Here is a 22,800-nt window from a genome sequence, read left to right on the forward strand (position 1 = left end):
GCTAGGATGATCCAATGACACGCATTGACACAACGCTGATCGAAGCTGCGCGCCTGAAAACCGGACCGCATGCGGTGGTGATCGGCGCGGGGCTGGGTGGACTGGCCTCCGCGATGCGGCTTGGCGCGATGGGCTATCGCGTCACGGTGATGGATCGCCTCGATGTCCCAGGGGGGCGCGGTTCTGCGATCTGGAAAGAGGGGCATCGGTTCGATCTTGGTCCCACGATCGTGACCGTGCCCCAGATCTTTCGGGAATTATGGGCCGCCTGTGGTCGCAAGCTCGAAGATTATATCGACCTGCGCCCGCTCGATCCGTTCTACGAAATCCGCTGGCCGGACGGATCGAAATTCGAGGCCTCGGGCGACACCGAACGCATGGTCGAGGAAGTGCGCCGCCTGTCACCGGGCGATGTGGCGGGATATCGCAAGTTTCTGCAGGATTCAGAGGCGCGCTACTGGTTTGGCTTCGAGGATCTGGGCCGCCGCTCGATGCACCGTTTGCGCGACCTGATAGCCGTTCTGCCCACCTTCGCGCGGATGCGGGCGGATCGGTCGGTCTATGCCCATGCCGCGCGGCGCGTGAGGGACGAACGGCTGCGCATGGCTTTGTCCTTTCATCCGCTATTCATCGGCGGCGATCCGTTCAACGTGACCTCGATGTATATCCTTGTCAGTCATCTCGAGAAGGAATTCGGCGTCTATTACGCCATGGGAGGCGTGGCAGAGATGGCCCGCGTCATGGCCAATATCGTGTCGGAGCAGGGCGGTGCCGTGCGCATGGAGACCGAGGTTGACGAAATCCTGTTCGATGGTGACTGTGCGACCGGCGTGCGCCTGGCCGACGGCGAGGAGATCCGTGCGGACCTGGTCGTGTCGAACGCCGATGCGGGCTGGACCTATTCCAAGCTGATGCGCAACCGCCCGAAGAAACGCTGGACGGATCCCAAGCTCGATCGCTCGCGCTGGTCGATGGGTCTGTTCGTCTGGTATTTCGGCACGAAGGGCACGCGCGATATGTGGCCCGATGTCGGCCACCACACGATCCTGAACGGTCCGCGCTACAAGGGTCTGGTCAAGGACATCTTCATCAACGGCAAGCTGTCCGATGACATGTCGCTCTATGTTCACAGGCCAAGCGTCACGGATCCCAGCGTGGCGCCCGACGGGGATGACACATTCTACGTCCTCTCCCCGGTGCCGCATCTCGGACATGACAACGGTGTGGATTGGACCACGCAGCGGGAGGTCTACCGCAAGAAGGTCGAACAGGTGCTCGAGACGCAATTGCTACCGGGTCTTGCCAAGCATCTCGGGCCGGAGGAAATCCTCACCCCGCTTGAGTTCAAATCGCGCTACAACGCCCCGCATGGCACCGGTTTCTCGATAGAGCCGCGCATCCTGCAAAGCGCATGGTTCCGCCCGCATAACGTCAGCGAAGAGGCCGATGGACTGTTCCTGACGGGGGCCGGCACCCATCCCGGCGCGGGATTGCCGGGTGTGATTTCCTCGGCGGAGGTTCTGGCGCAGCTAGTGCCCGTTCCGAGCGAGGTGGATCGATGATCGCACCGGCTGACATGATCGCCTGCCGCGAGGCAATCCGTCATGGATCGCTGTCGTTTCATGCCGCATCGAAGCTTCTGCCCGCCCGAGTGCGCGACCCGGCCCTGGCGCTTTATGCATTCTGCCGTCTGGCGGATGACGAGGTTGATCTGAACGCCCACAAGGCGGAAGCCGTGCTCCGGCTGCGCGACCGTCTTGACCGGGTGTATGAGGGCCGACCGAAAAATGCCGCGCCGGACCGGGCCTTCGCCGCGGTGGTCGAGGATTTCGACATGCCGCGCGCCATTCCGGAAGCCCTGCTTGAAGGACTGGGCTGGGACGCGACCGAACGGCGCTATGCGACCCTGTCGGAATTGCGAGACTATTCCGCCCGTGTTGCCGCAACCGTGGGTGTGATGATGTGCGTCCTGATGCGCGTGCGCGATCCCCATGCACTGGCCCGGGCGGCGGATCTGGGCGTTGCGATGCAATTGACGAATATCGCGCGGGACGTCGGTGAAGATGCCCGCGAGGGTCGCCTGTACCTGCCGCTCGAATGGCTGGATCAGGCTGGAATAGAGCCGCAATCCTTCCTGGCGAACCCCACACCGAGCCCGGAGCTGCGGCGTATCGTGCGCCGCCTTCTCGCCGAAGCCACGCGGCTTTACTTACGTGCGGAGGCCGGTCTTTCCGCGCTGCCCTTCGATTGTCGACCCGGCATCTATGCGGCAAGGCACATCTATGACGGCATCGGCGGCAATCTCGCCCGCGCGGGCCATGACAGCATCACGCAGCGCGCTCGCACCTCCAAAGCGCAAAAGATCGGCTGGCTGGCCATGTCGACGATGCGCACCGGCATAAGCGCCGTCGTGCCGCGTTCGGCTGTGCTGTATGCGCGCCCGCTCGAGGAGACGCGTTTCCTCGTGGATGCCGCGGCTGCACAGCGTCCCGAGGCGTGGAGCCGTCAGGATGCGCTGTTCTCGGTCCTGTCGCAGCTTGCCGAACGCGACCAGCGGCGCGGGGCGTCCTTGATTGACGACGGGGTCCGCTCTACCTGAGCTTCATGTTCTGGATTCTGTTCCTGCTGTTTCTCGCAGCCTGCTTCGCCGCTGGCACCACGGGCGCGATTTTTCCGCCCGGTCCCTGGTATCGCAATCTCGAAAAACCGTCCTGGACGCCGCCTGACTGGGCGTTCCCGGTGACCTGGACCACGCTTTACCTGTGCATGTCGGTGGCAGGCGCCCGGCTTGCGCTGAGCGACGGAAACGAGATCGCGATGGCGCTCTGGGCGCTTCAGATCGCACTCAATGCCCTGTGGACGCCGGTCTTTTTCGGACTGAAGCGGATCAAGAGCGGCATGCTGGTGCTGTCGTTTCTCTGGCTTTCGGTGGCTGCGAGCGTGGTGGTGTTCTGGAGTGTTGACCAGATCGCGGGTTTCCTGTTCCTGCCCTACCTGGTCTGGGTCTCGATCGCGGGCGCGCTGAACGCAGCCGTCTGGCGGCTGAACCCCGACGAGGCCGCGAACCCGCCTGCGCAAGCGACCTGAGGCACGATCCGGTCAGTCCTCGAAGGTCCAGCGCGACTTCCGGGGTACGCGAACAGCGATCATTGGCTTCAGCCAAGGATTTGCAAACCGCTTCAGATCAAGCGCCTCATGGACACCGACCGCGCTTTCTCCGCCAAGTCTGGTTTCCACCATGGAGCGTGAATAGAACGGCGCGTCGAGCATGTTCATCACCTGCCGCGGCTTGGCCTCCTCATCGCCGCGCGTGGCGCGCTTCACCTGCCAAAGGCTTCGGCGCATCGGCCGATGTTTGGGAAGCGCCACGTCATAGACTTTGCCGTCCGGATCGAACGTCGCGGCCTGCGCGAGGTGCGAGCCGTCATGGCGCTGGGCATCGTAAAAGCAGGTGGCACCTTTTTGCGTGGGATACCGCCCCCAGGTCCAATAGGCGAAATCATCCTCGAGCGCGCGTGTGCCGAAATTGGCGTCGAAATAGCCGTGGCCTTTCCACTGCCAGCCCGTTTCTTCCATATCGACCTCGATGCTGGAGACAGGCGCAAAGGGACGCCAGATATGCGCGCCGTCATTGGTAAGCGGCAATTCCTGATCCGTCACCGCGCTGGGGGTCACGCGAATCATACCTCGGACGCGTCGCAGCTGCGGCGGCGCGGTCACCTCGTCGACCTCGATCACCAATTGATTGCCGTTCCAACCCATCGCTGACGGGCCGATCTGGATGCGTTCGGGGCTTTGCCGCAGAGCGGAGCGACCGCGATCCGTCATCGTGAACCGCCCGCGTGGACCGTAGGTCGCGACATTCATGCAGACATGGTTTTCGGGGTCCTTGCGTCCGGACCAGCGATACCAGGGCGAGAAGACAGAGCCTATGAAGGCGATGATCGAGATGGCCCGGCAGCCGTCATCGCTGATGCCGTCGACATACCACCACGCGTAGCCGTTCGGCGGGACCGCGAGGTTGAAGCACGGTCCGTCAAGATCGCCGCGGCCGCGTGCCGTCCGGAAAGCGCCGCCATCGGAACCCCGGGACCCGGATGCACCCCGCCCCCGCAGAGATACAGACCGGGGATCCTGCTCCGCGCTCTCGGGCGAGACAATGCCGCCGTGAGCCCATGCGGGCTCTGCCCGTAAAGGGAACCGAGGCTTGCCGGGAACAGAGTTTCGAAATCCGGTGGCGCGGTCAGCGCCTCCGGTCCGGGCAGTGGATCGATGGTCAAGCCATGTCGACCCAGAGCCGTGAATGTTCTGGTCTGACATTCGATGAAATCCTCTTGGGCAGAAGGGATATTTCCAATTGGAGCGGCATTCACAATCAACTCGATACGCTCTGCCTCGGGTACGGGATGGCCGATCCCGCGATCCTCGGCGCACAGGTAGACAGTCGGATCCGGTGCAGTCGCCACGTTGGCGATGGCTGCGAATTCCGGGGCTGGATCGGTCCGGAAGAACACGTTGTGGTGGACAAGATCGGGCCCGGACAGACGCGCGCGGAAACTCCAGACATTGGCGGAAAGCGCCCGCGCTTTGCGTGTCAGGTTCGGTACGGCGGCCCGCGCGTCCGTGCCGAGCGCGCCCACGGACAAGGCCCGGGGATCCCCGTTGAAAAGAATATGCCGCGCGTGGATGTGCCGCCTGTCTGCAGTCTCGATCCCTGTGACGCCGTCTCCGTCGCGGATGATGCGGGCGACATGGGTGTCGCAATTGATCTCGCCGCCTCGCTCCTCAAGGAGACGCGTCAGGGTCGCGGCCAATGCGGACATGCCGCCATCCACGGCCCAGACGCCCGAGGCCTCCGCATCCCAGATCAGCGCCAGAAGTGCGGGCACCCGGCTCGGATCTCCGCCGACATAGGTGGCGTAGCGTCCGAAAAGCTGGCTCAGACGGGGGTCCGTAAAACTGCGGCGCATGAGACGCTCAAGGCTGTGCCAAGGCGCCATATCCATCAAAAGCCGCGGATCGGTGGCAACCCTGCGCGCAAGCACAAGCGGATCGGGGTCGGCGGCCAGCATCATCGGGTCGAGAAACGCCTCGAAGAGGCGCCGCGCCCGGGCCGCGAAGGAGACGAACTCCGCCTCGCCGCGTGGCCCCGCCATGTCCCGGATCGCGGCTGCGCTGCGGTCATGGTCCGCAAAGAGATCGAGCACCGTTCCGTCATGCCAGAAGTGCCGCGCCAGAACCTCCTGTCTGACGAGGGTCAGATGGTCTTCGATCCGGGTGCCTGCGGCTTCGAAAACCGCATCGAAGACCCAGCGCATCGTCAGCACCGTCGGCCCCGCATCGACGCCGTCGACCTGGCGCATCTTGCCTCCAGGGGTCGCGGCGCGTTCCAGAACGTGGACGCGGTGTCCGGCCGATGCGAGTGTCAGGGCGGCTGTGAGGCCACCGATCCCGGCGCCAATGACGAGAACGGGATCGTGGTCAGCGCCCGGCAGAGATGCTCTTTCAGTTTTCACCCCTGAATTGTTGACTCGACATGGCAATGTGTCCAGTGTGATTTACACAATACTGTAAATCGTGATCGACAGTGGTCGCGGGAAAGAGAGCCGGACCATGGGCGTATCCCAGCGTATAGACACCGCCATTCTCCACGCCATCCGGCACGGACAGGACGGTCACGCCGCTCCCCGCAAATTGTCGGACGCGCTGCTTTACGCCTGCACACCCGGTGGCGCGCGCATACGTCCGACGATCCTCGTATCCGTTGCCATGGCTTGCGGCGATGACCGACCCGAGATGACCGATGCGGCCGCCGTTGCGCTGGAGCTCATCCACTGCGCAAGCCTTGTCCATGACGATCTGCCCTGTTTCGACGACGCCGATCTGCGGCGTGGCAAGCCGAGCGTGCATCGTGCGTACTCGCAGCCGATTGCCGTGCTGACCGGGGATTCCCTGATCATCATGGCGTTCGAGGTGCTCGCCCGGGCAGCCGGGACCGCGCCGGATCGCCTTGCACCGCTGGTGTCGCTGCTTGCGCGGCAGACCGGGATGCCGCATGGCATTTGCGCCGGTCAGGGCTGGGAGAGCGAGGAGAAGATCGATCTGTCCGCCTATCACCGGTCCAAAACCGGTGCGCTTTTCATTGCGGCGACGCAGATGGGGGCTGTCGCCTCGGGACAGGACGCGGAGCCATGGTACGAGCTGGGCGCGCGCATAGGCGAAGCCTTCCAGGTGGCCGATGATCTGCGTGACGCGCTGGGCACCGAAGAGGCGCTGGGCAAGCCCGCGCATCAGGATGAAGCCCATGATCGGCCGAATGCCGTGGCCGAACTTGGCGTCGAGGGGGCGGTTGCGCGCCTCACGGATATCCTGTCCGGTGCGATCGCCTCCATCCCGTCCTGCCCGGGCGAGGCGATGCTGGCCAAGATGGTGCGCATGCAGGCGGAGCGCCTGACACCCGGTCTGAGCCGGGTTCGGGTCTGATCCATGGCCTGGGTCGCGGGCGAAACTCCACCGATGTCACCCCGCCCGTCCCTGCGTGGCAAGCTCGCTCAATTGGCCGCAAAGCCCGCCTTTCAGCGCTGGGCGGCCCGATTCCCCCTGACTCGCAGGCATGTGCGCCGCGAAGGCGAGGCACTGTTCGATCTGGTGCAGGGTTTCGTGTCCAGCCAGGTTTTGCGTGCGCTGATCGAACTGCGCATTCCGCACCGCGCCATGGACGGCCCGCTGGATCCCAAGGAACTGGGCCCCGCGCTTGATATTCCCGCCGACCGAATGGCGCAGCTGCTGCAGGCAGGCGCGGCCTTGGGGCTTTTGCGCAAGGATAGAAACACATTCGTCATCACGACGCGCGGTGCTGCCCTGCTTGGCGTGCCCGGCCTCGAGGGCATGATCCGGCACCATGACGTGCTGTATCGCGATCTTGCCGATCCTGTCGCGCTGCTGCGAGGCGAGACCGAGACCGAGATGGCCAATTTCTGGCCCTACGTCTTTGGCGGTGCGGATGGCGATCCGGCGACGGCTCGGCTCTATTCCGGCCTGATGAGCGATACGCAGGGCCTGGTTGCCGAGGATACGCTCGATGCCGTGTCCTTCTCGGGCGTTCGTCACCTCATGGATGTGGGCGGTGGGCACGGCACCTTTGCCAAGGCTGTCTCTGTGCGGCATCAAGCGATGCGGCTCACCGTGTTCGATCTGCCCATCGTAGTCGCGGACGCGCCGCAGCATCCCGCGATCACGTTCCGTGCAGGATCCTTCCGGGACGGCCCGCTGCCCTATGACACGGGCGCGGATGCGATCAGCCTGATCCGCGTGCTTTACGATCATAGCGACGACACGGTGCGCGACCTCCTGCGCAAATGTCATGATGCCTTGCCTGCGGGTGGACGCCTTCTGATTTCCGAGCCGATGTCCGGCGGCGCAAAGCCCGATCCGGTCTGCGACGTCTATTTCGCGTTCTACACGATGGCGATGCGCACCGGGACTGTTCGGTCTGCAGAGCGAATCTCCGAACTTTTGCACGATGTGGGTTTCGGACGAGTCCAGCGCCACGCGGCGCGCCGACCTTTCGTGACCCAAGCGGTCGAGGCGCAAAAATCAAGGACATGTGGGAAAACTGTCTAATTAGATTGACAGTTTTGTATGTCATTGTAGTCTTACATCTTAAGTGTAAGAGTCGTCTGACAGTCAAATGCGGTCCCGCATTGCCTCTGACGCCTCGCTCAAGGGAGAAGCGCCATGATGTCAGAGGCCGTCTTGCTAGAAAGCCCGAAGGTGCTTTCGCTTGGCGCATTGTCTCTGAACGCGCCCGGTGCCGATGACCTCGTCGTCGACATTGCGTATTCGGGTATCTCCACGGGCACGGAAAAGCTGTTCTACACCGGTGAAATGCCGCCCTTTCCCGGCATGGGGTATCCCCTTGTTCCGGGCTACGAAGCCGCGGGCGAGGTTGTCGAAGCTGCGCCCGGTACCGGTTTCAAGCCGGGTGATCATGTCTTCGTGCCCGGTGCCGCCTGCTTTGAGGGCGCGCACGGGCTGTTCGGTGGCGCTGCCACGCGGCTTGTGACCAGTGCGGATCGCGTCAGTCGAATCGATCTCGCGATGGGCGAGACCGGCGCGCTTCTGGCTTTGGCTGCAACGGCCCGCCACGCCTTGGCAGGGTACCGAGCGGAGCTTCCCGAATTGATCGTCGGCCATGGCGTTCTGGGCCGACTTCTGGCGCGGTTGACCATCGCCGCCGGTGGACCTGCGCCAACCGTCTGGGAGATTGATCCGCAGCGCATGTCGGGGGCCACCGATTACCAGGTCGTCACGCCTGACGCGGATCCGCGCCGGGATTATCGCAGCGTTTATGACGCCTCCGGCAACGGTGCGATCCTGAACGACCTCGTCGGACGGCTGTCGCGCGGCGGAGAGATCGTGCTGGCCGGGTTCTATGCAGCACCGCTGTCTTTCGCCTTTCCGCCCGCCTTCATGAAGGAGGCACGCTTCCGCGTCGCAGCCGAATGGGCGCGTGAAGACCTCATCGCAACACGGACCCTGATCGAGACGGGCGCATTGTCGCTCTCTGATCTGGTGACCCACCGCACGACCCGAGGCGGCATCGCCGCGGCTTACGAGACCGCGTTCTGCGATCCGGCCTGCCTCAAAATGATCATCGACTGGAAGGACGCCGCATGAAGGACGAAGTGCAGAAGCACGCAGGCTCGGGCGAGGTCCCGAACCTGAAGGACTTCGATCAGCGACTGCGTGAGGAGGCGGGTGAAGACCTGGCCGACATCATCACGGATGAACCCAAGAGCAAGACGCAGATCATCGCGATCTACGGCAAGGGTGGCATCGGCAAGTCGTTCACGCTGGCCAATCTCAGCCACATGATGGCCGAGCAGGGTAAGCGCGTGCTGCTCATCGGCTGTGACCCCAAGTCCGACACGACATCGCTTCTGTTCGGTGGCAAGGCCTGCCCGACGATCATCGAAACCTCGACCCGCAAGAAGCTTGCCGGCGAAGAGGTGCAGATTGGCGATGTGTGCTTCAAGTCCGGTGGCGTCTTCGCGATGGAGTTGGGCGGTCCCGAAGTCGGTCGCGGCTGCGGCGGGCGCGGCATCATCCACGGCTTCGAGCTGCTGGAGAAGCTGGGCTTCCATGACTGGGATTTCGACTACGTCCTTCTGGATTTCCTGGGCGACGTGGTCTGCGGCGGCTTCGGCCTGCCCATCGCGCGGGACATGGCGCAGAAGGTGATCCTGGTCGCATCGAACGACCTGCAATCGCTTTATGTCGCGAACAACGTCTGCTCGGCGGTCGAGTATTTCCGCAAGCTCGGCGGCAATGTCGGCGTCGCGGGTCTTGTGGTGAACAAGGATGACCATTCGGGCGAGGCGCAAGCATTCGCCGAAGCGGCGGGCATCCCGGTGCTGGCCGCCATCCCGCAGGACGACGACCTGCGCAAGAAATCCGCCAATTACCAGATCGTCGGGACCTCGAAATCACCCTGGGGCGATCTGTTCGCGGGACTTGCCGCCGAAGTCGCGGAGGCTCCGCCGGTGCGGCCGACGCCGCTCGATCAGGACGGGCTGCTGGCGCTTTTCGACGGCTCCGAAGTGGGCGCGGGCGTCGTGCTGGAGCCTGCGACCGATGCGGACATGCGCGGCAAACACGCCAAACCGCAGCAAAGCCTCGAAGTCATCTACGACGACGCGTGATGCGCGTCGAAAGCCCCTCGAACCAAGTGGACACCCCGTGAAGGACGAAACGCACAATACCGCGAAAGACGCCGCCGGACAGGCCGCCCCGCAAGAGGGCATGGGCTGTCATTCGGGCAGCGAGCTGGAGCGTGCCGCGCGTGAAGCCGGGGCGTCTGATATCCTCGACCGCTACGCCGAGGATTACCCCAAGGGCCCGCATGACAAGCCGCAAAGCATGTGCCCGGCCTTCGGATCTCTGCGCGTTGGTCTGCGCATGAAGCGGGTGGCGACGGTGCTGTCAGGCTCGGCCTGCTGCGTCTACGGCCTCACTTTCGTATCGCATTTCTACGGGGCGCGCCGGTCAGTTGGGTATGTGCCCTTCAGTTCTGAGACGCTCGTGACCGGCAAGCTGTTCGAGGACATACGCGACTCGGTTCATGAGATGGCCGATCCGGAGGCCTATGACGCGATCGTGGTGACGAATCTCTGCGTGCCCACCGCGTCGGGCGTGCCGCTGCGACTCCTGCCCAAGGAGATCAACGGTGTCCGCATCGTGGGCATCGACGTGCCGGGCTTCGGCATCCCGACCCATGCGGAGGCCAAGGACGTGCTGGCGGGCGCCATGCTGGCCTATGCCCGCGAGGAAATCGCAGCAGGTCCCGTGCCTGCGCCTGAGACGCGCGTCACGGACCGGCCCACTTTGACCCTATTGGGCGAAATGTTCCCGGCCGACCCCATGATGATCGGCGCGCTTCTGGCGCCGATGGGCATCGCTGTCGGACCGACCGTGCCCTGCCGGGAATGGCGCGAGCTTTACGCCGCGCTCGATTGCGGCGCGGTGGCGGCGATCCACCCCTTCTACACGGCTGCCGTGCGCGAGTTCGAGGCCGCGGGCCGTCCCGTCATCGGATCGGCTCCGGTCGGCCATGACGGGACAGAGGCCTGGCTGGAAGAGGTCGGCGCGGCATTCAGCGTCGAGCGCGCCAAGATCGACGCGGCCAAGGCGGCCATGCTGCCAGCGATCAAGGCGGCCCTTGCTGCAAACCCCGTCGAGGGGAAAATCACGCTGTCGGGCTATGAAGGTTCCGAGCTGCTGGTCGCGCGGCTTCTGATCGAAAGCGGTGCGGATGTGCCTTATGTCGGCACGGCCTGCCCGAAGACACGGTTCTCCAAGGCAGACGCGGAATGGCTCGAGGCACATGGCTGCCGCGTGCAGTATCGTGCCTCGCTTGAGGATGACCTCGCCGCGATGAACTTCCACAAGCCCGACCTTGCCATCGGCACGACACCGATTGTGCAGAAGGCGAAAGAGCTGGGCGTGCCGGGTCTCTATTACACCAACCTCATCTCCGCGCGGCCCTTGATGGGCGTTGCGGGCGCAGGCTCGCTGGCCGAGGTGGTCAATGCGGCCATCGCGGGCAAGGCGCGGATGGACAAGATGCGCGACTTCTTCGAAGGGGTCGGCGCGCAGGACACCGCAGGCGTCTGGGAAGGCGCGCCGAACCTGCGGCCCGACTTCCGCGCGCAGCATCAGAAGAAACTCGACAAGGCGGCCAAGAAAGCCGCGGCGGAGCGGATGATATGACGGCGTGTTTTCAGAGAACGCGTCGGGGATGGTGCGCATGCTGATCCAGGATCATGATCGCGCGGGCGGCTATTGGGGCGCAGTCTACGCCTTCTGCGCCGTGAAGGGCCTGCAAGTCGTCATCGACGGCCCCGTCGGCTGCGAAAACCTGCCCGTCACGTCCGTCCTGCACTACACCGACGCTTTGCCGCCCCATGAGTTGCCCATCGTGGTCACGGGCCTGGGCGAAGAAGAGCTGGGCCGCGACGGTACCGAAGGCGCGATGCGGAGGGCGTGGGAAACGCTCGACCCGGCATTGCCGGCGGTGGTCGTCACCGGCTCCATCGCCGAGATGATCGGCGGCGGCGTCACGCCGCAAGGCACCAATATCCAGCGCTTCCTGCCGCGCACGATCGACGAGGATCAGTGGCAGGCCGCCGACCGGGCGATGACCTGGATCTTCACCGAATACGGCATGACCAAGGGCCGGATGCCGCCCGAAAAGAAGCGCGAGGAAGGTTCAAGGCCCCGCGTGAATATCCTCGGACCTATGTACGGCACGTTCAACATGCCGTCTGACTTGGCCGAGATCCGGCGCATGGTCGAAGGCATCGGCGCCGAAGTGAACATGGTGATGCCCATGGGCGCGCACCTGGCCGAGATGCGGAACCTCGTGAATGCCGACGCCAATATCGTGATGTATCGCGAGTTCGGGCGCGGCCTGGCCGAAGTACTGGGCAAGCCGTTCCTGCAAGCGCCCATCGGGATGGAATCTTCGACCCTGTTCCTGCGCAAGCTGGGGGACATGCTGGGGCTCGATCCCGAGCCGTTCATCGAGCAGGAAAAGCATTCCACGCTGAAGCCCGTCTGGGATCTTTGGCGGTCCGTCACCCAGGATTTCTTCGCCACGGCGAATTTCGCCGTCGTCGCGAACGAGACCTACACGCGCGGTATCCGCAAATACCTCGAGGACGATCTGGGTCTGCCCTGCGCGCTTGCGGTCGAACGGAAGGCCGGGGCCAAGACCGACAACGATCACGTGCGGGCGACGCTGCACGCGGCGCGTCCCATCGTCGTGATGGGCTCGATCAATGAGAAGATGTACCTCGCCGAGATGAGCGCTGGGCATGGGCCGAAACCGGCCTTCATCCCGGCTTCGTTCCCCGGTGCCGCGATCCGCAGGCATACCGGCACGCCTTTCATGGGCTATGCGGGGGCCGCCTATCTGCTGCAGGAAATCTGCAACGGGCTGTTCGACGCGCTGTTCCACATTCTGCCGCTCGGGGCTGCGATGGATGCGGGCGATGCCACGCCCACACCGCTCCGTCGCGACTTTCCCTGGGATGCCGATGCACAGGCCGAGCTTGACCGCATTGTCGCGTCCCATCCGATTCTCACCCGCATTTCCGCGGCCAAAACGTTGCGCGATGCCGCTGAGGCAGAAGCGCTCCGCCAGGGGGCCGAACGCGTCGTTCTCGAAACGGTCGCGGCCCTTGATCCATCCACGAAAGGACAGACCCCATGACCGACATCAGTTCGAATGCGCCCCAGCGGTCCCGCTCGACGAAACGGGGTACCGAGTTTCTTCTCTATTTCAGCCTGATTTTCGTGCTGGCGATCCCATTCGCCACCGTCTTCTGGCTGCTGGAGGTGTTCCAGAAGCAGACGCTCAACCTGCACGGGCCGCTGGCCCGCGCCTGGGCGGAAGCCGACCGGATCACGCCGCTCATTTTCTCGGCCTGATCCAGGTCCGAGAGCCCGAGACTGACTGCTCCTGACGGAGTGGGCAGGCCCCGAGGGGGAGACCCCGAAGGGACCCGGCCGTGAGGGTGTCACGGCGTCAGCGTAACGTTCCGGAGGAAAGTTAATGGCTGATAATACTGACCTGTCATTCACAGGTCTCACCGATGAGCAGGCGCAGGAACTGCACTCCGTCTACATGAGCGGCCTCTGGCTGTTCTCGGCGGTTGCGGTGGTCGCACACCTGGCGACCTTCATCTGGCGCCCTTGGTTCTGAGGAGAGAAGAGACATGGCAAAGTTCTACAAGATCTGGCTCATCTTCGACCCCCGCCGCGTGTTCGTGGCACAGGGTGTTTTCCTCTTCCTGCTCGCAGCGATGATCCACTTGGTCGTTCTTTCGAACGGCATCAACTGGTTCGAAACTGCTGCAGCGGTTGGCGCGGCCAACTGAGAGTGGCGGCGCGCCACTCGTGCGGGCCGATCCAAGGTGAATACGACAAAGCTGTGGGCGGATGAGGCAAAGGTCGCAACCGCCCACGGCAAACCAAGAACAAGAATACGACGAACCGACGGCACACGGTCGCTGACCGCAGGACGCCGCCACAAGCGGAGACAAAGACGATGGCTATGCTCAGCTTCGAAAAGAAGTACCGCGTCCGCGGAGGGACGCTGATCGGCGGCGATCTGTTCGACTTCTGGGTGGGCCCGTTTTACGTGGGCTTCTTTGGAGTCACGACCGCCTTTTTCTCGCTCCTCGGGACGATCCTGATCCTGTGGGGCGCTGCACATCAGGGCACGTTCAATCCCTGGCTCATCAACATCCCGCCACCTGACCTGTCCTACGGTCTGGGCGCGGCACCGCTGATGGAGGGCGGCCTCTGGCAGATCATCACGATCTGCGCGATCGGGGCCTTCTGTTCCTGGGCCCTGCGCGAGGTCGAGATCTGCCGCAAGCTCGGCATGGGTTATCACGTGCCCTTTGCCTTCTCGGTCGCGATCTTCGCCTATGTCACGCTCGAGGTGTTCCGCCCGATGCTGCTGGGCGCCTGGGGACACGCCTTCCCGTATGGCATCTTCAGCCATCTCGATTGGGTGTCGAACACGGGCTACGCCTATCTGCACTTCCACTACAATCCGGCGCATATGCTGGCGGTGACGCTGTTCTTCACCACCACGCTCGCACTGGCGTTGCATGGCGGTCTGATCCTGTCGGCGGCGAACCCCGAAAAAGACGAGATCATGAAGACCCCCGACCACGAGGACACGTTCTTCCGGGACTTCATCGGCTATTCGGTCGGCACGCTGGGCATCCACCGCGTCGGCTACCTTCTGGCCATCAATGCAGGCTTCTGGTCGGCCGTCTGCATCATCATCTCCGGTCCGGTTTGGACCAAGGGCTGGCCGGAATGGTGGAACTGGTGGCTCGAGATGCCGATCTGGGGACACCTGTGAGGAGGATGTAAGACATGCCTATGATTGAGTACCAAAACATCTTCACGCAGGTCCAAGTCCAGGGCACGCCTGAGATGGGAATGAACGATAACGGCCGGATGATGGAGGAGCGGACCAAGAACCCGTTCTTCTCCACCCTCGCGGGCTTCTTCGGAAACGCGCAGATCGGCCCGATCTACCTGGGCTGGACCGGTCTCGTCTCGCTTCTGACCGGTATCCTTGCGCTGAACATCATCGGTCTGAACATGCTGGCGCAGGTCGGCTGGTCGATCCCCGAGTTCATCCGGCAGGGCTTCTGGCTGGCGCTTGAGCCGCCGAGCCCGGAATACGGCCTCAAGATCCCGCCGCTGCAAGATGGCGGCTGGTACATCATCGCGAGCTTCTTTCTCCTGATCTCGGTGATGAGCTGGTGGGCGCGCTCCTACCTGCTCGCCCGCGAGCAGAAGATGGGCAAGCACATCTTCTGGGCCTTCGGTTCGGCGATCTGGCTGTTCCTGGTGCTGGGCCTCTTCCGCCCGGTGCTGATGGGATCGTGGTCGGAGGCCGTGCCTTACGGTATCTTCCCGCATCTCGATTGGACCACGGCCTTCTCGATCCGCTACGGGAACCTCTACTACAACCCGTTCCACGCGCTTTCGATCGTGTTCCTTTACGGCTCGGTTCTGCTGTTCGCCATGCATGGCGGCACGATCCTGGCAGTCACCCGCTATGGCGGTGACCGCGAGCTTGAGCAGATCGTTGACCGGGGCACGGCCACCGAACGGGCCGCTCTGTTCTGGCGCTGGACCATGGGCTTCAACGCCACGATGGAAGGCATCCACAGATGGGCATGGTGGTTCGCGGTTCTCGCACCGATCACCGGCGGCATCGGTATCCTGCTGACGGGCACGGTCGTGGACAACTGGTTCATCTGGGCACAAGAGCATCACTTCGCTCCGGCCTATGACGGAAGCTACGGCTACCAGTCCTACGGACAGACCTATCAGTCCTTTATCGGCGGAGGTGAGTGACATGTTACCCTGGTTCAAGAAGTGGAATTCGGAACGTCCCACCGACATCTACGGCCCGGCCATTCTGGTCGGTGCCCTGGGGTCCGCCGTTATCGTCGCAGCCTTCCTCGTGGTGGTGGGCCAGCCCTTCGCCACGAAGTCGATGCAGACGGGACCGGCAGGCACGGGCATGGTCGTCACCGAATTCGTGAACGAGATCGAGGCGGCAGATCCCACGATCGAGGGATACTACACCGAAGCGGCCTACGTGCCGGAAGAGGGCGAGGCGCTTGCCTCGGATGTCTACGAGAACGTCCAGGTTCTGGGCAATGTGACGGAAGGCAACTTCCTGCGCCTGATGAACGCGATGACCCAATGGGTGTCGCCGGAACAGGGCTGCGTCTACTGCCATGCGGGCGCCAACGAGGGCAATTACGCCGGTGACGATCTCTACACCAAGATCGTCTCCCGGCGGATGATCCAGATGACCCAGAACATCAACGAGTTCTGGGCGGGTCACGTGAATGCCAACGAAGAGGTCGGGGTGAACTGCTACTCTTGCCACCGCGGCCAGAACGTGCCGTCCGAGATCTGGTTCAAGATCGCGCCGGTGAACGAGGCAGCAGAAGGCTGGGCGGCGGTGCAGAACCGCGTCACCGTCCAGAGCCAGTATACGTCGCTGCCCTCTGACGCGCTCGAGAAATACCTTCTCGATGGTGAGCAGATCAACGTGCACAACCTCGAAGCGCATGTGGCCGAACTGCCCAGCCAGGAAGGCGTGCGTAACTGGCAGCAGACGGAACGGACGTTCAGCCTGATGAACTACGTCTCGAACTCGCTCGGGGTGAACTGCAACTTCTGCCACAACAGCCGGGCCTTCTACGACGGCGGGCAGATCACGCCGCAATGGGCCACGGAAAGCCTGGGCATCCAGATGGTGCTCGAGATGAACAACGATTATCTCGTGCCGCTCGAGGATCAGTATCCGCCCGAGCGTCTGGGTCCGGTCTATGCCGATGCGCCGAAGGCTGCCTGCAAGACATGCCACAAGGGCTATCAGCAGCCGCTGCAAGGCATGAACGTGATCGCCGACTGGCCTGAACTGGCCACGACATCCGGCGAATACGTCTACGAATGATGCGATCCGGGCGGCGGCCTCCCCCGTCGCCCGGAAGCGTCGCCAGATCCGGTCATTTTCCTTTCCCAGGATGACCGGATGTCGGGGGGAAACCCCCGGTTCCCTTCCTGTTGGCTACAGGAGCTGGCGCCGTGTCGCGTGAAACGCAAGTTTTGCATGACACGGCGCCTTTTTCAATCTTGGAGATCGCGCCATGACCCGTCCCGCCACACCGATCCTCGACCGCGTCGCCTCTCCTGCCGATCTCAGGCGCATGGATGACCGGACGCTTTCCAAGCTGTCGGATGAACTGCGCGCGGAAGTGATCTCCGCCGTGTCGGAGACGGGCGGTCATCTTGGATCCTCTCTCGGTGTGGTCGAACTGACCGTCGCGATCCACGCGGTCTTCAACACGCCGATGGACAAACTGATCTTCGACGTGGGTCACCAATGTTACCCGCACAAGGTCCTGACGGGTCGCCGCGACCGCATCCGGACCCTGCGTCAGAAGGGCGGGCTGTCCGGGTTCACCAAACGCTCGGAATCCGAATACGACCCGTTCGGTGCGGCGCATTCCTCAACCTCAATCTCGGCCGCGCTCGGATTTGCCGTCGGTCGCGACATGGGCAAACCCACGGGCGATGCGATCGCGGTGATCGGGGACGGCTCCATCTCGGCGGGCATGGCCTACGAGGCGATGAACAATGCCGGTGCGGAAGGCCGACGTCTGTTCGTGATCCTTAACGACAACGAGATGTCCATCGCCCCACCCGTGGGCGCGATGTCGTCGTACCTATCGTCGCTTTACGGCCAGGAGCCGTTTCAGAAGATGAAATCCCTTGCCGAGGGCTTCGAATCCGCGTTGCCCGGCCCGATGCGCGATGGCGCGCGGCGTGCACGCGAACTGGTGACAGGGCAGGGCGGCGAAAGTGGATCGCTCTTCACCGCGCTGGGCTTCGATTACCTCGGCCCCATCGATGGGCACGATATGGGCCAGCTTCTGAGCGTGCTTCGTTCCGCCCGGGCGCGCGCCACAGGGCCGGTTCTGATCCATTGCTGCACCGTGAAGGGCAAGGGCTACGCGCCAGCCGAGAAAGCCGCCGATTGCGGGCATGGCGTGTCGAAATTCGACCCTGCAACGGGCGTTCAAGCCAAATCGACGCCCAACGCGCCCGCCTATACCAAGGTCTTCGGCCAAGCCCTGACCGAGGCCGCCGCGCGCGATCCCGACGTGGTGGCCGTCACGGCGGCGATGCCGTCGGGCACCGGCGTCAACATCATGGCAGAGCGTTTCCCGGCGCGGGTCTTCGACGTGGGAATCGCCGAACAGCACGGCGTGACCTTTGCTGCCGCCCTCGCAGCCTCGGGGCTCAAGCCTTTCGCGGCGATCTATTCGACCTTCCTTCAGCGCGGCTATGACCAGGTCGTACATGACGTGGCGCTGCAGAACCTGCCGGTGCGCTTCGCCATCGATAGGGCGGGGCTTGTGGGTGCGGATGGCGCGACGCATGCCGGGGCCTTCGATATCGGCTACCTTGCGTCGCTCCCGAACATGACCGTGATGGCCGCGTCGAACGAGGCCGAGCTTGCGCGCATGGTCGAAACCGCGCGTGGCCACGATACGGGGCCCATCGCCTTCCGCTATCCGCGCGGCAATGGCACGGGCGTCGCGATCCCGGAGCGTCCGGAGGCGCTTGAGATCGGCAAGGGCCGGATTGTGGCGGAAGGCAGCGACGTGGCCTTCCTGTCCTTCGGGGCGCATCTTACCGAGGTTGAGACCGCGGGCTCGATGCTGGCACTGCAAGGTGTCAGCGCGACCATCGCCGATGCCCGCTTCGCCAAACCGCTCGACATGGACCTGATCCGGCAGCTTGCGCGTCATCACAGGGCCCTGATTACCGTGGAGCAGGGCGCGCAGGGGGGCTTTGGTGCCCAGGTTCTGCACGCGCTGGCCGCGGAAGGCGCGTTCGATCAGGGTCTCGCGATCCGCACGCTGACATTGCCGGACAGGTTCATCGATCAGGCCAGTCCCGCGGATATGTATGCCGACGCGCAGCTCTCGGCGCAGGACCTGGTTCTGGCCGCGATGCGCGCGCTGGGACGGGACGCCAAGGTGGTGCCGTTGCGCGCGTGAGAGCGAACCGCTTCGGGCATCGAGCCCGAAGCGGCCCTACGAGAGGCCAGCCTCTCGTGCTCTCCGACGTTTTTTGGAAAGATGAAGGAAAAGGGGGCGTCGTGTTTGCGGCGCCCTTGTGCGCCTGACCCGGCCGCGAAGCCGAGGGCGGCAAAACGGCGCGCGGCTACTCTGCCGCTGTGCCGAGCCGTTCGGGGAAGATGCGCGCGGCGTGCTCGGTCACGTAGATGCGCAGCCAGGGCGTGAAATCCTCAGGGGCCTCGGCGATCCGGGCGCGCAAAGCTGCAAGCGGCACCCATTCCGTCGCCATCACCTCGTCGGGATTGGGCGCGATCCGTAGGTCGGCAGGAGCGTCTGCCGTGAAGAGATCCACCACCTCATGCTCGATCAGCCCACAGCCTACATCGGCGCGGTATTCGATCCGGTCCCGGTAATCGAGTGCGAGGCCGCGAATGCCCAACTCCTCGCCCAGGCGCCGGATCGCACAGACCTCGGGGTCTTCGTTCCAGTGCGGATGCGTGCAGCAGGTATTCGCCCAGAGACCCGGCGTGTGGTATTTGCCCAGGGCACGTCGTTGCAGCAGGATCTCCTCCCCGCGCATCACGAAGACCGAGATCGCCTTGTGGCGCAGACCGCGGCGGTGCACCTCCAGCTTCTCGATGGCGCGCAGGGCGCCGTCTTCCCAAGCGGGGATAAGGGTCGTCATACATGCGTCTCCGGCACGAGCCCTGCAAGGTGGCGCAGGTTCTTGAAGCCGATCTTCAGATGCGCCATGGGCCGTGCTTTGACGAGTTTCTTGTTCATGTAGGCCTCGAAGGTCAACCGCTGCACATCGATGTCATGGCAGAGCGAGACGAAGCGTTCGCGGCGTTCATCGGAGCGATAATAGGCGTTCTGCATCGAGGCCAGAACGCGAAAGACCGTCTTGTGCTCGCGCATGAAGAGCTTGCGCGCGAGTTTGAGTGCGCGTGGATTGGCCGTGGTGAGATAGGCCTCGGCCGCGGCGGCGGCGACACGGCCGCCTGTCATGGCGTAGTAGATACCCTCACCGGAGGAAGGCGCGACGACGCCCGCCGCGTCCCCTGCGAGGATCAGATCGCGGCCGTTGTCCCAGCGATCGAGCGGCTTGAGCGGGATCGGCGCCCCTTCGCGGCGCAACGTCTCGCAGCCTTCCAGATGGGACGATATGCGCAGGTCGGCGGTGGCCTTCTTCAGATCCACTTCGGAGCGTTCCGTGCCCATGCCGACCGAGACCGTATTGCCATGCGGGAAGACCCAGCCGTAGAAATCGGGCGAAATCCGCCCGTCATAGATCACGTCGCAGCGATGCGGGTCGTAGTAATCCGAGGGCGTCGGGGCCGCGATGATTTCGTGATAGGCAAAGACCAGCGGGATGCGGTCGGCGCCGTCGATCTCGCCTCGGGCGACACGGCTTTTGGCGCCATCTGCGCCGATGATGAGCCGCGTCGAGATCTGTTTCTCCTCGCCGCTGGCCTTGTCGCGATAGACAACGCGGGGCCAGCCGCGCGACCGGTCGATCCTCAAAAAGGTGCCGGTGAGCCGTTCGGCCCCGGCGGCCACCGCGCGGTCGCGCAGCCAGGGGTCGAAATCCTTCCGGTCGACCATGCCGACGAACCCGTTCTCGACGGGGATGTCCACGTGCCGCCCCTGCGGCGAGATCATGCGTGCGGTCGAAATCTTGGTGAGAAGCTGGCTTTCGGGAACGTCGAAATCCTGCATCAGCCGGGGCGGGATCGCGCCGCCACAGGGCTTGATCCGGCCTTCCCGGTCCAGAAGCGCCACCCGTTGGCCATTGCTGGCCAGATCATGCGCGGCAGTGGCCCCGGCGGGTCCGCCTCCGACAACGACGACATCATAGACCATGTTTACTCTCCGGGTTGCAGGGCAGGGGAGGCGGCCGGGGCCGCCATGACGTGACGCGCCAGCCATGCGGCGGCGACAAAAAGAGCGGCTTCGATCAGGAAGACGGATCCGAAGGCGGTGGCATCGGGGGTGAATTGCCGCGCGAGGTCGGCAAGGCCCGCTCCGGCAAGACCGCCGAAGCCTGCGGCAATCGCCTGCGCGGCGCCCCAGAGTCCCATCCTTGTGCCTTCGCGCTGGGCGCGGCCTTCGCCTGCCAGCGCCATCATCGACCCTATGGCGGCGACGGCGAACATGCCGTTGAAAAAGCCCAAGACGACGGTCGCTTGCATCAGCGGAGCGGCAGGTCCGGCCTGACCCAGCACGGCGATGGAGACCAGTGCCGCGGCAGAGCCGAGGCATCCCGCGATGACCCAATGGCGGAGCGCGCCGATCCGGAGGCCGGTTGCCATGATCCCGACGGTCAGCATTCCGAGAAAGACACCGCCATTCTGCGCGCCCGAAAGCTGCGTCGACTGGCCGGGCGTGAAGTTGAACACGAGACCGGCATAGGGTTCGAGGATCAGCTCCTGCATGAAATAGGCGGTCATCGACAGGAAGACGAATATGGTGAAGGCGCGGGCATGTGGCTCCGCCCAGATCTCGGCCATCCCGTCGCGAAAGCGCATGGGCTCAGGCTCGGCTTCTGCCACGATGCCACGCTCGATCCGCCAGGTGGCGATGAGTGTCAGCAGGAAGGCGATGGCCGCCACGCTCGCCACGATGGTCATGAGCCGCGCGGGGGAATAGGGATCGAGAAGCCCGCCCACGACGCCCGCGGTCATGGCGATGCCGAAGATCATCATCAGCCAGGTGATCGTGGCGGCGGCCGCGCGGCGATGCGGGGTCGTGGCCGTGGCCAGAAGCGCCAGAAGCGAGGTGCCGGACGCGCCAACACCGAGGCCGATCAGGGCGTAAGCCAAAATGGACAGCGCAAGGCCCGCGGCGAAGCTCGTCTCCAACAGGACAACGCCGCCCGCAGCTCCGACACCGCCGAGGCCCAGCGCGAACATGCCGCGCAGGATCCATGCGGTCCGGTTGCCACCCGTGTCAGACAGGAATCCCCAGCTCGGTCGGGTGATCTGGATGCCGTAATGCAGCGCCACGAGGAGTCCCGGCAGGACCGCAGGCAGCGCAAGCTCCACCACCATGAGCCGGTTCAGGGTCGAGGTGGTCAGAACGACGATGGCGCCAAGGCACATCTGCACAAGGCCGAGGCGGACGATGGAAAGCCAGGAGAGCGTCATACTGCACCTCGGATCGAGCGCAGCGCTAAGGCGGCGACCATCATGCCGGAGACGTAGAGAAGGACGCCGGTGCCGTTATACCAGGGCGCCTTCGCCTTCGGGTCGCGCAGCATCACGCGCATGGCCAGAAGCTGCAATCCGACAAGGGCACCGATGGCAAGCGCATGCAAGGGACGGTCGAGCGACAGAAGAAGCCCGATCACGCCGAGCTGCGGCAGGATCATGCCCCAGCAGGCCACACGCGCCGCGCGGTCGGGACCGAGCGTCACCGGAAGGGAGGCGACGCCGGTCTGGCGGTCGCCCTCCAGTGCCTTGAAATCGTTGAGGGTCATGATTCCGTGCGCACCGAGCCCGTAAAGAAGGGCGGTGAGGATGACGGGACCGCTTGGCAGGCTCTGCGCGAGGATCGCGGCACCGGTGAACCAGGGCAGCGTCTCGTAGGAGAGTCCCACCAGACCCGGCCCCCACCAGCCCGACTTCTTCAGGCGCAGCGGTTCTGCGGAATAGGCCCAGGCCGCGGCAACTCCGACCATCGTGGCAATGAAGCCCCAAAGACCCAAGAGCGCGCCCACGGAGAGGGACAGCGCGGACATGGCCAGCGCGATCCACAAACCCCACCGCCCCGGCACGCGGCCCGAGGGGATCGGGCGATCCGGCTCATTGATCGCGTCCACATGCCGGTCGCACCAATCGTTCGCAGCCTGGCTCATGCCGCAGACGATGGGACCGGCCAGGATGATGCCAAGCACGACGAGGCCTGGCGCGTGGCCAAGTGCGACGCCCGAGGAGACCGCACCGCAGAGATAGGCCCACATCGGCGGAAACCATGTGACAGGCTTGATCAGCCGCAGCATCGCAGCGGGTTCCGGATAACGGCGCGCGTGTAAACTTAGACTGACACTCATACGTCAGTTAGACACGACACTCTGAGTCGGCGCAAGTATTCTTGC

22 protein-coding genes are annotated in these 22,800 nt (G+C 64.1%); 16 read left to right on the plus strand and 6 right to left on the minus strand.

The features are described from left to right. Nucleotides 1-14 precede the first annotated feature (14 nt). From FIV09_RS17890 to FIV09_RS17900, 3 genes are read left to right on the plus strand one after another with little or no spacing between them, the layout of a single operon-like run. Nucleotides 15-1,562 carry a phytoene desaturase gene (locus tag FIV09_RS17890; RefSeq protein ID WP_152452152.1) on the plus strand — a complete coding sequence of 516 codons (1,548 nt, stop codon included), beginning with the start codon at nt 15-17 and terminating at the stop codon, nt 1,560-1,562. After that, entirely contained in the window at nt 1,559-2,599 is a 1,041-nt protein-coding gene (gene crtB / locus FIV09_RS17895) for a 15-cis-phytoene synthase (RefSeq protein ID WP_152452153.1), read from the plus strand. Before FIV09_RS17890 ends, crtB begins: the two co-directional genes overlap by 4 nt. Nucleotides 2,600-2,604: 5 nt before the next feature. After that, entirely contained in the window at nt 2,605-3,087 is a 483-nt protein-coding gene (locus tag FIV09_RS17900) for a TspO/MBR family protein (protein ID WP_152452154.1), read from the plus strand. A gap of 12 nt (nt 3,088-3,099) precedes the next feature. Here FIV09_RS17900 and crtC read toward each other — a convergent pair whose 3' ends face one another. Further along, on the minus strand, nt 3,100-3,975 hold the full coding sequence (gene crtC, locus FIV09_RS17905) for a carotenoid 1,2-hydratase (RefSeq protein WP_305793790.1): 876 nt from the start codon (nt 3,973-3,975) through the stop codon (nt 3,100-3,102). Continuing rightward, nucleotides 3,930-5,516 carry a 1-hydroxycarotenoid 3,4-desaturase CrtD gene (gene crtD / locus FIV09_RS17910; protein ID WP_254702270.1) on the minus strand — a complete coding sequence of 529 codons (1,587 nt, stop codon included), beginning with the start codon at nt 5,514-5,516 and terminating at the stop codon, nt 3,930-3,932. The genes crtC and crtD overlap by 46 nt, the downstream gene beginning before the upstream one ends. Nucleotides 5,517-5,613: 97 nt before the next feature. Here crtD and FIV09_RS17915 point away from each other — a divergent pair, with 97 nt between their 5' ends. The 13 genes from FIV09_RS17915 to dxs all read left to right on the plus strand — a co-directional run bounded on the left by FIV09_RS17915 (nt 5,614) and on the right by dxs (nt 18,683). Then, on the plus strand, nt 5,614-6,483 hold the full coding sequence (locus FIV09_RS17915; RefSeq protein ID WP_152452156.1) for a polyprenyl synthetase family protein: 870 nt from the start codon (nt 5,614-5,616) through the stop codon (nt 6,481-6,483). A gap of 33 nt (nt 6,484-6,516) precedes the next feature. Next, on the plus strand, nt 6,517-7,623 hold the full coding sequence (locus FIV09_RS17920; protein WP_152452731.1) for a methyltransferase: 1,107 nt from the start codon (nt 6,517-6,519) through the stop codon (nt 7,621-7,623). A gap of 114 nt (nt 7,624-7,737) precedes the next feature. Then, complete coding sequence (gene bchC / locus FIV09_RS17925) at nt 7,738-8,679, plus strand: chlorophyll synthesis pathway protein BchC (RefSeq protein ID WP_152452158.1); 942 nt, start codon at nt 7,738-7,740, stop codon at nt 8,677-8,679. Next, entirely contained in the window at nt 8,676-9,704 is a 1,029-nt protein-coding gene (locus FIV09_RS17930) for a chlorophyllide a reductase iron protein subunit X (protein WP_152452160.1), read from the plus strand. The genes bchC and FIV09_RS17930 overlap by 4 nt, the downstream gene beginning before the upstream one ends. Before the next feature lie 37 nt (nt 9,705-9,741). Continuing rightward, nucleotides 9,742-11,271, plus strand: coding sequence for a chlorophyllide a reductase subunit Y (gene bchY, locus FIV09_RS17935; protein WP_254702272.1), 1,530 nt, complete (start codon nt 9,742-9,744; stop codon nt 11,269-11,271). A gap of 37 nt (nt 11,272-11,308) precedes the next feature. After that, the gene (gene bchZ / locus FIV09_RS17940) at nt 11,309-12,775 is read left to right on the plus strand and encodes a chlorophyllide a reductase subunit Z (RefSeq protein ID WP_152452162.1); all 1,467 of its coding nucleotides are present in this window, start codon (nt 11,309-11,311) and stop codon (nt 12,773-12,775) included. Then, nucleotides 12,772-12,993, plus strand: coding sequence for a cytochrome PufQ (gene pufQ, locus FIV09_RS17945; protein ID WP_152452164.1), 222 nt, complete (start codon nt 12,772-12,774; stop codon nt 12,991-12,993). The genes bchZ and pufQ overlap by 4 nt, the downstream gene beginning before the upstream one ends. A 124-nt stretch (nt 12,994-13,117) precedes the next feature. Next, the gene (pufB, locus tag FIV09_RS17950) at nt 13,118-13,267 is read left to right on the plus strand and encodes a light-harvesting antenna LH1, beta subunit (protein WP_072778079.1); all 150 of its coding nucleotides are present in this window, start codon (nt 13,118-13,120) and stop codon (nt 13,265-13,267) included. 13 nt (nt 13,268-13,280) lie between these two features. Continuing rightward, nucleotides 13,281-13,442, plus strand: coding sequence for a light-harvesting antenna LH1, alpha subunit (gene pufA / locus FIV09_RS17955; RefSeq protein WP_152452166.1), 162 nt, complete (start codon nt 13,281-13,283; stop codon nt 13,440-13,442). Between the two features lie 170 nt (nt 13,443-13,612). Then, complete coding sequence (pufL, locus tag FIV09_RS17960; RefSeq protein WP_152452168.1) at nt 13,613-14,443, plus strand: photosynthetic reaction center subunit L; 831 nt, start codon at nt 13,613-13,615, stop codon at nt 14,441-14,443. A 20-nt stretch (nt 14,444-14,463) separates the two neighbouring features. After that, nucleotides 14,464-15,453, plus strand: coding sequence for a photosynthetic reaction center subunit M (gene pufM / locus FIV09_RS17965; protein ID WP_172975787.1), 990 nt, complete (start codon nt 14,464-14,466; stop codon nt 15,451-15,453). Nucleotide 15,454: 1 nt separating this feature from the next. After that, nucleotides 15,455-16,570: a photosynthetic reaction center cytochrome PufC gene (pufC, locus tag FIV09_RS17970; protein ID WP_152452179.1), complete on the plus strand. Its 1,116-nt coding sequence runs from the start codon at nt 15,455-15,457 to the stop codon at nt 16,568-16,570. A gap of 193 nt (nt 16,571-16,763) precedes the next feature. Continuing rightward, nucleotides 16,764-18,683, plus strand: coding sequence for a 1-deoxy-D-xylulose-5-phosphate synthase (gene dxs, locus FIV09_RS17975; protein WP_152452181.1), 1,920 nt, complete (start codon nt 16,764-16,766; stop codon nt 18,681-18,683). A 166-nt stretch (nt 18,684-18,849) separates the two neighbouring features. Here the strand turns inward: dxs and idi are convergent, their stop codons facing one another. The 4 genes from idi to chlG are packed head-to-tail and all read right to left on the minus strand — an operon-like array spanning nt 18,850 to nt 22,755. Further along, nucleotides 18,850-19,389 carry an isopentenyl-diphosphate Delta-isomerase gene (gene idi, locus FIV09_RS17980; RefSeq protein WP_152452183.1) on the minus strand — a complete coding sequence of 180 codons (540 nt, stop codon included), beginning with the start codon at nt 19,387-19,389 and terminating at the stop codon, nt 18,850-18,852. After that, nucleotides 19,386-20,567 carry a geranylgeranyl diphosphate reductase gene (locus tag FIV09_RS17985; RefSeq protein WP_152452185.1) on the minus strand — a complete coding sequence of 394 codons (1,182 nt, stop codon included), beginning with the start codon at nt 20,565-20,567 and terminating at the stop codon, nt 19,386-19,388. The genes idi and FIV09_RS17985 overlap by 4 nt, the downstream gene beginning before the upstream one ends. A 2-nt stretch (nt 20,568-20,569) precedes the next feature. Continuing rightward, nucleotides 20,570-21,850: a BCD family MFS transporter gene (locus tag FIV09_RS17990; protein ID WP_152452187.1), complete on the minus strand. Its 1,281-nt coding sequence runs from the start codon at nt 21,848-21,850 to the stop codon at nt 20,570-20,572. Further along, nucleotides 21,847-22,755: a chlorophyll synthase ChlG gene (gene chlG, locus FIV09_RS17995; RefSeq protein WP_152452189.1), complete on the minus strand. Its 909-nt coding sequence runs from the start codon at nt 22,753-22,755 to the stop codon at nt 21,847-21,849. The genes FIV09_RS17990 and chlG overlap by 4 nt, the downstream gene beginning before the upstream one ends. Nucleotides 22,756-22,800: the final 45 nt, after the last annotated feature.

This window comes from Roseivivax sp. THAF197b (assembly GCF_009363255.1).
GTDB lineage: Bacteria > Pseudomonadota > Alphaproteobacteria > Rhodobacterales > Rhodobacteraceae > Roseivivax.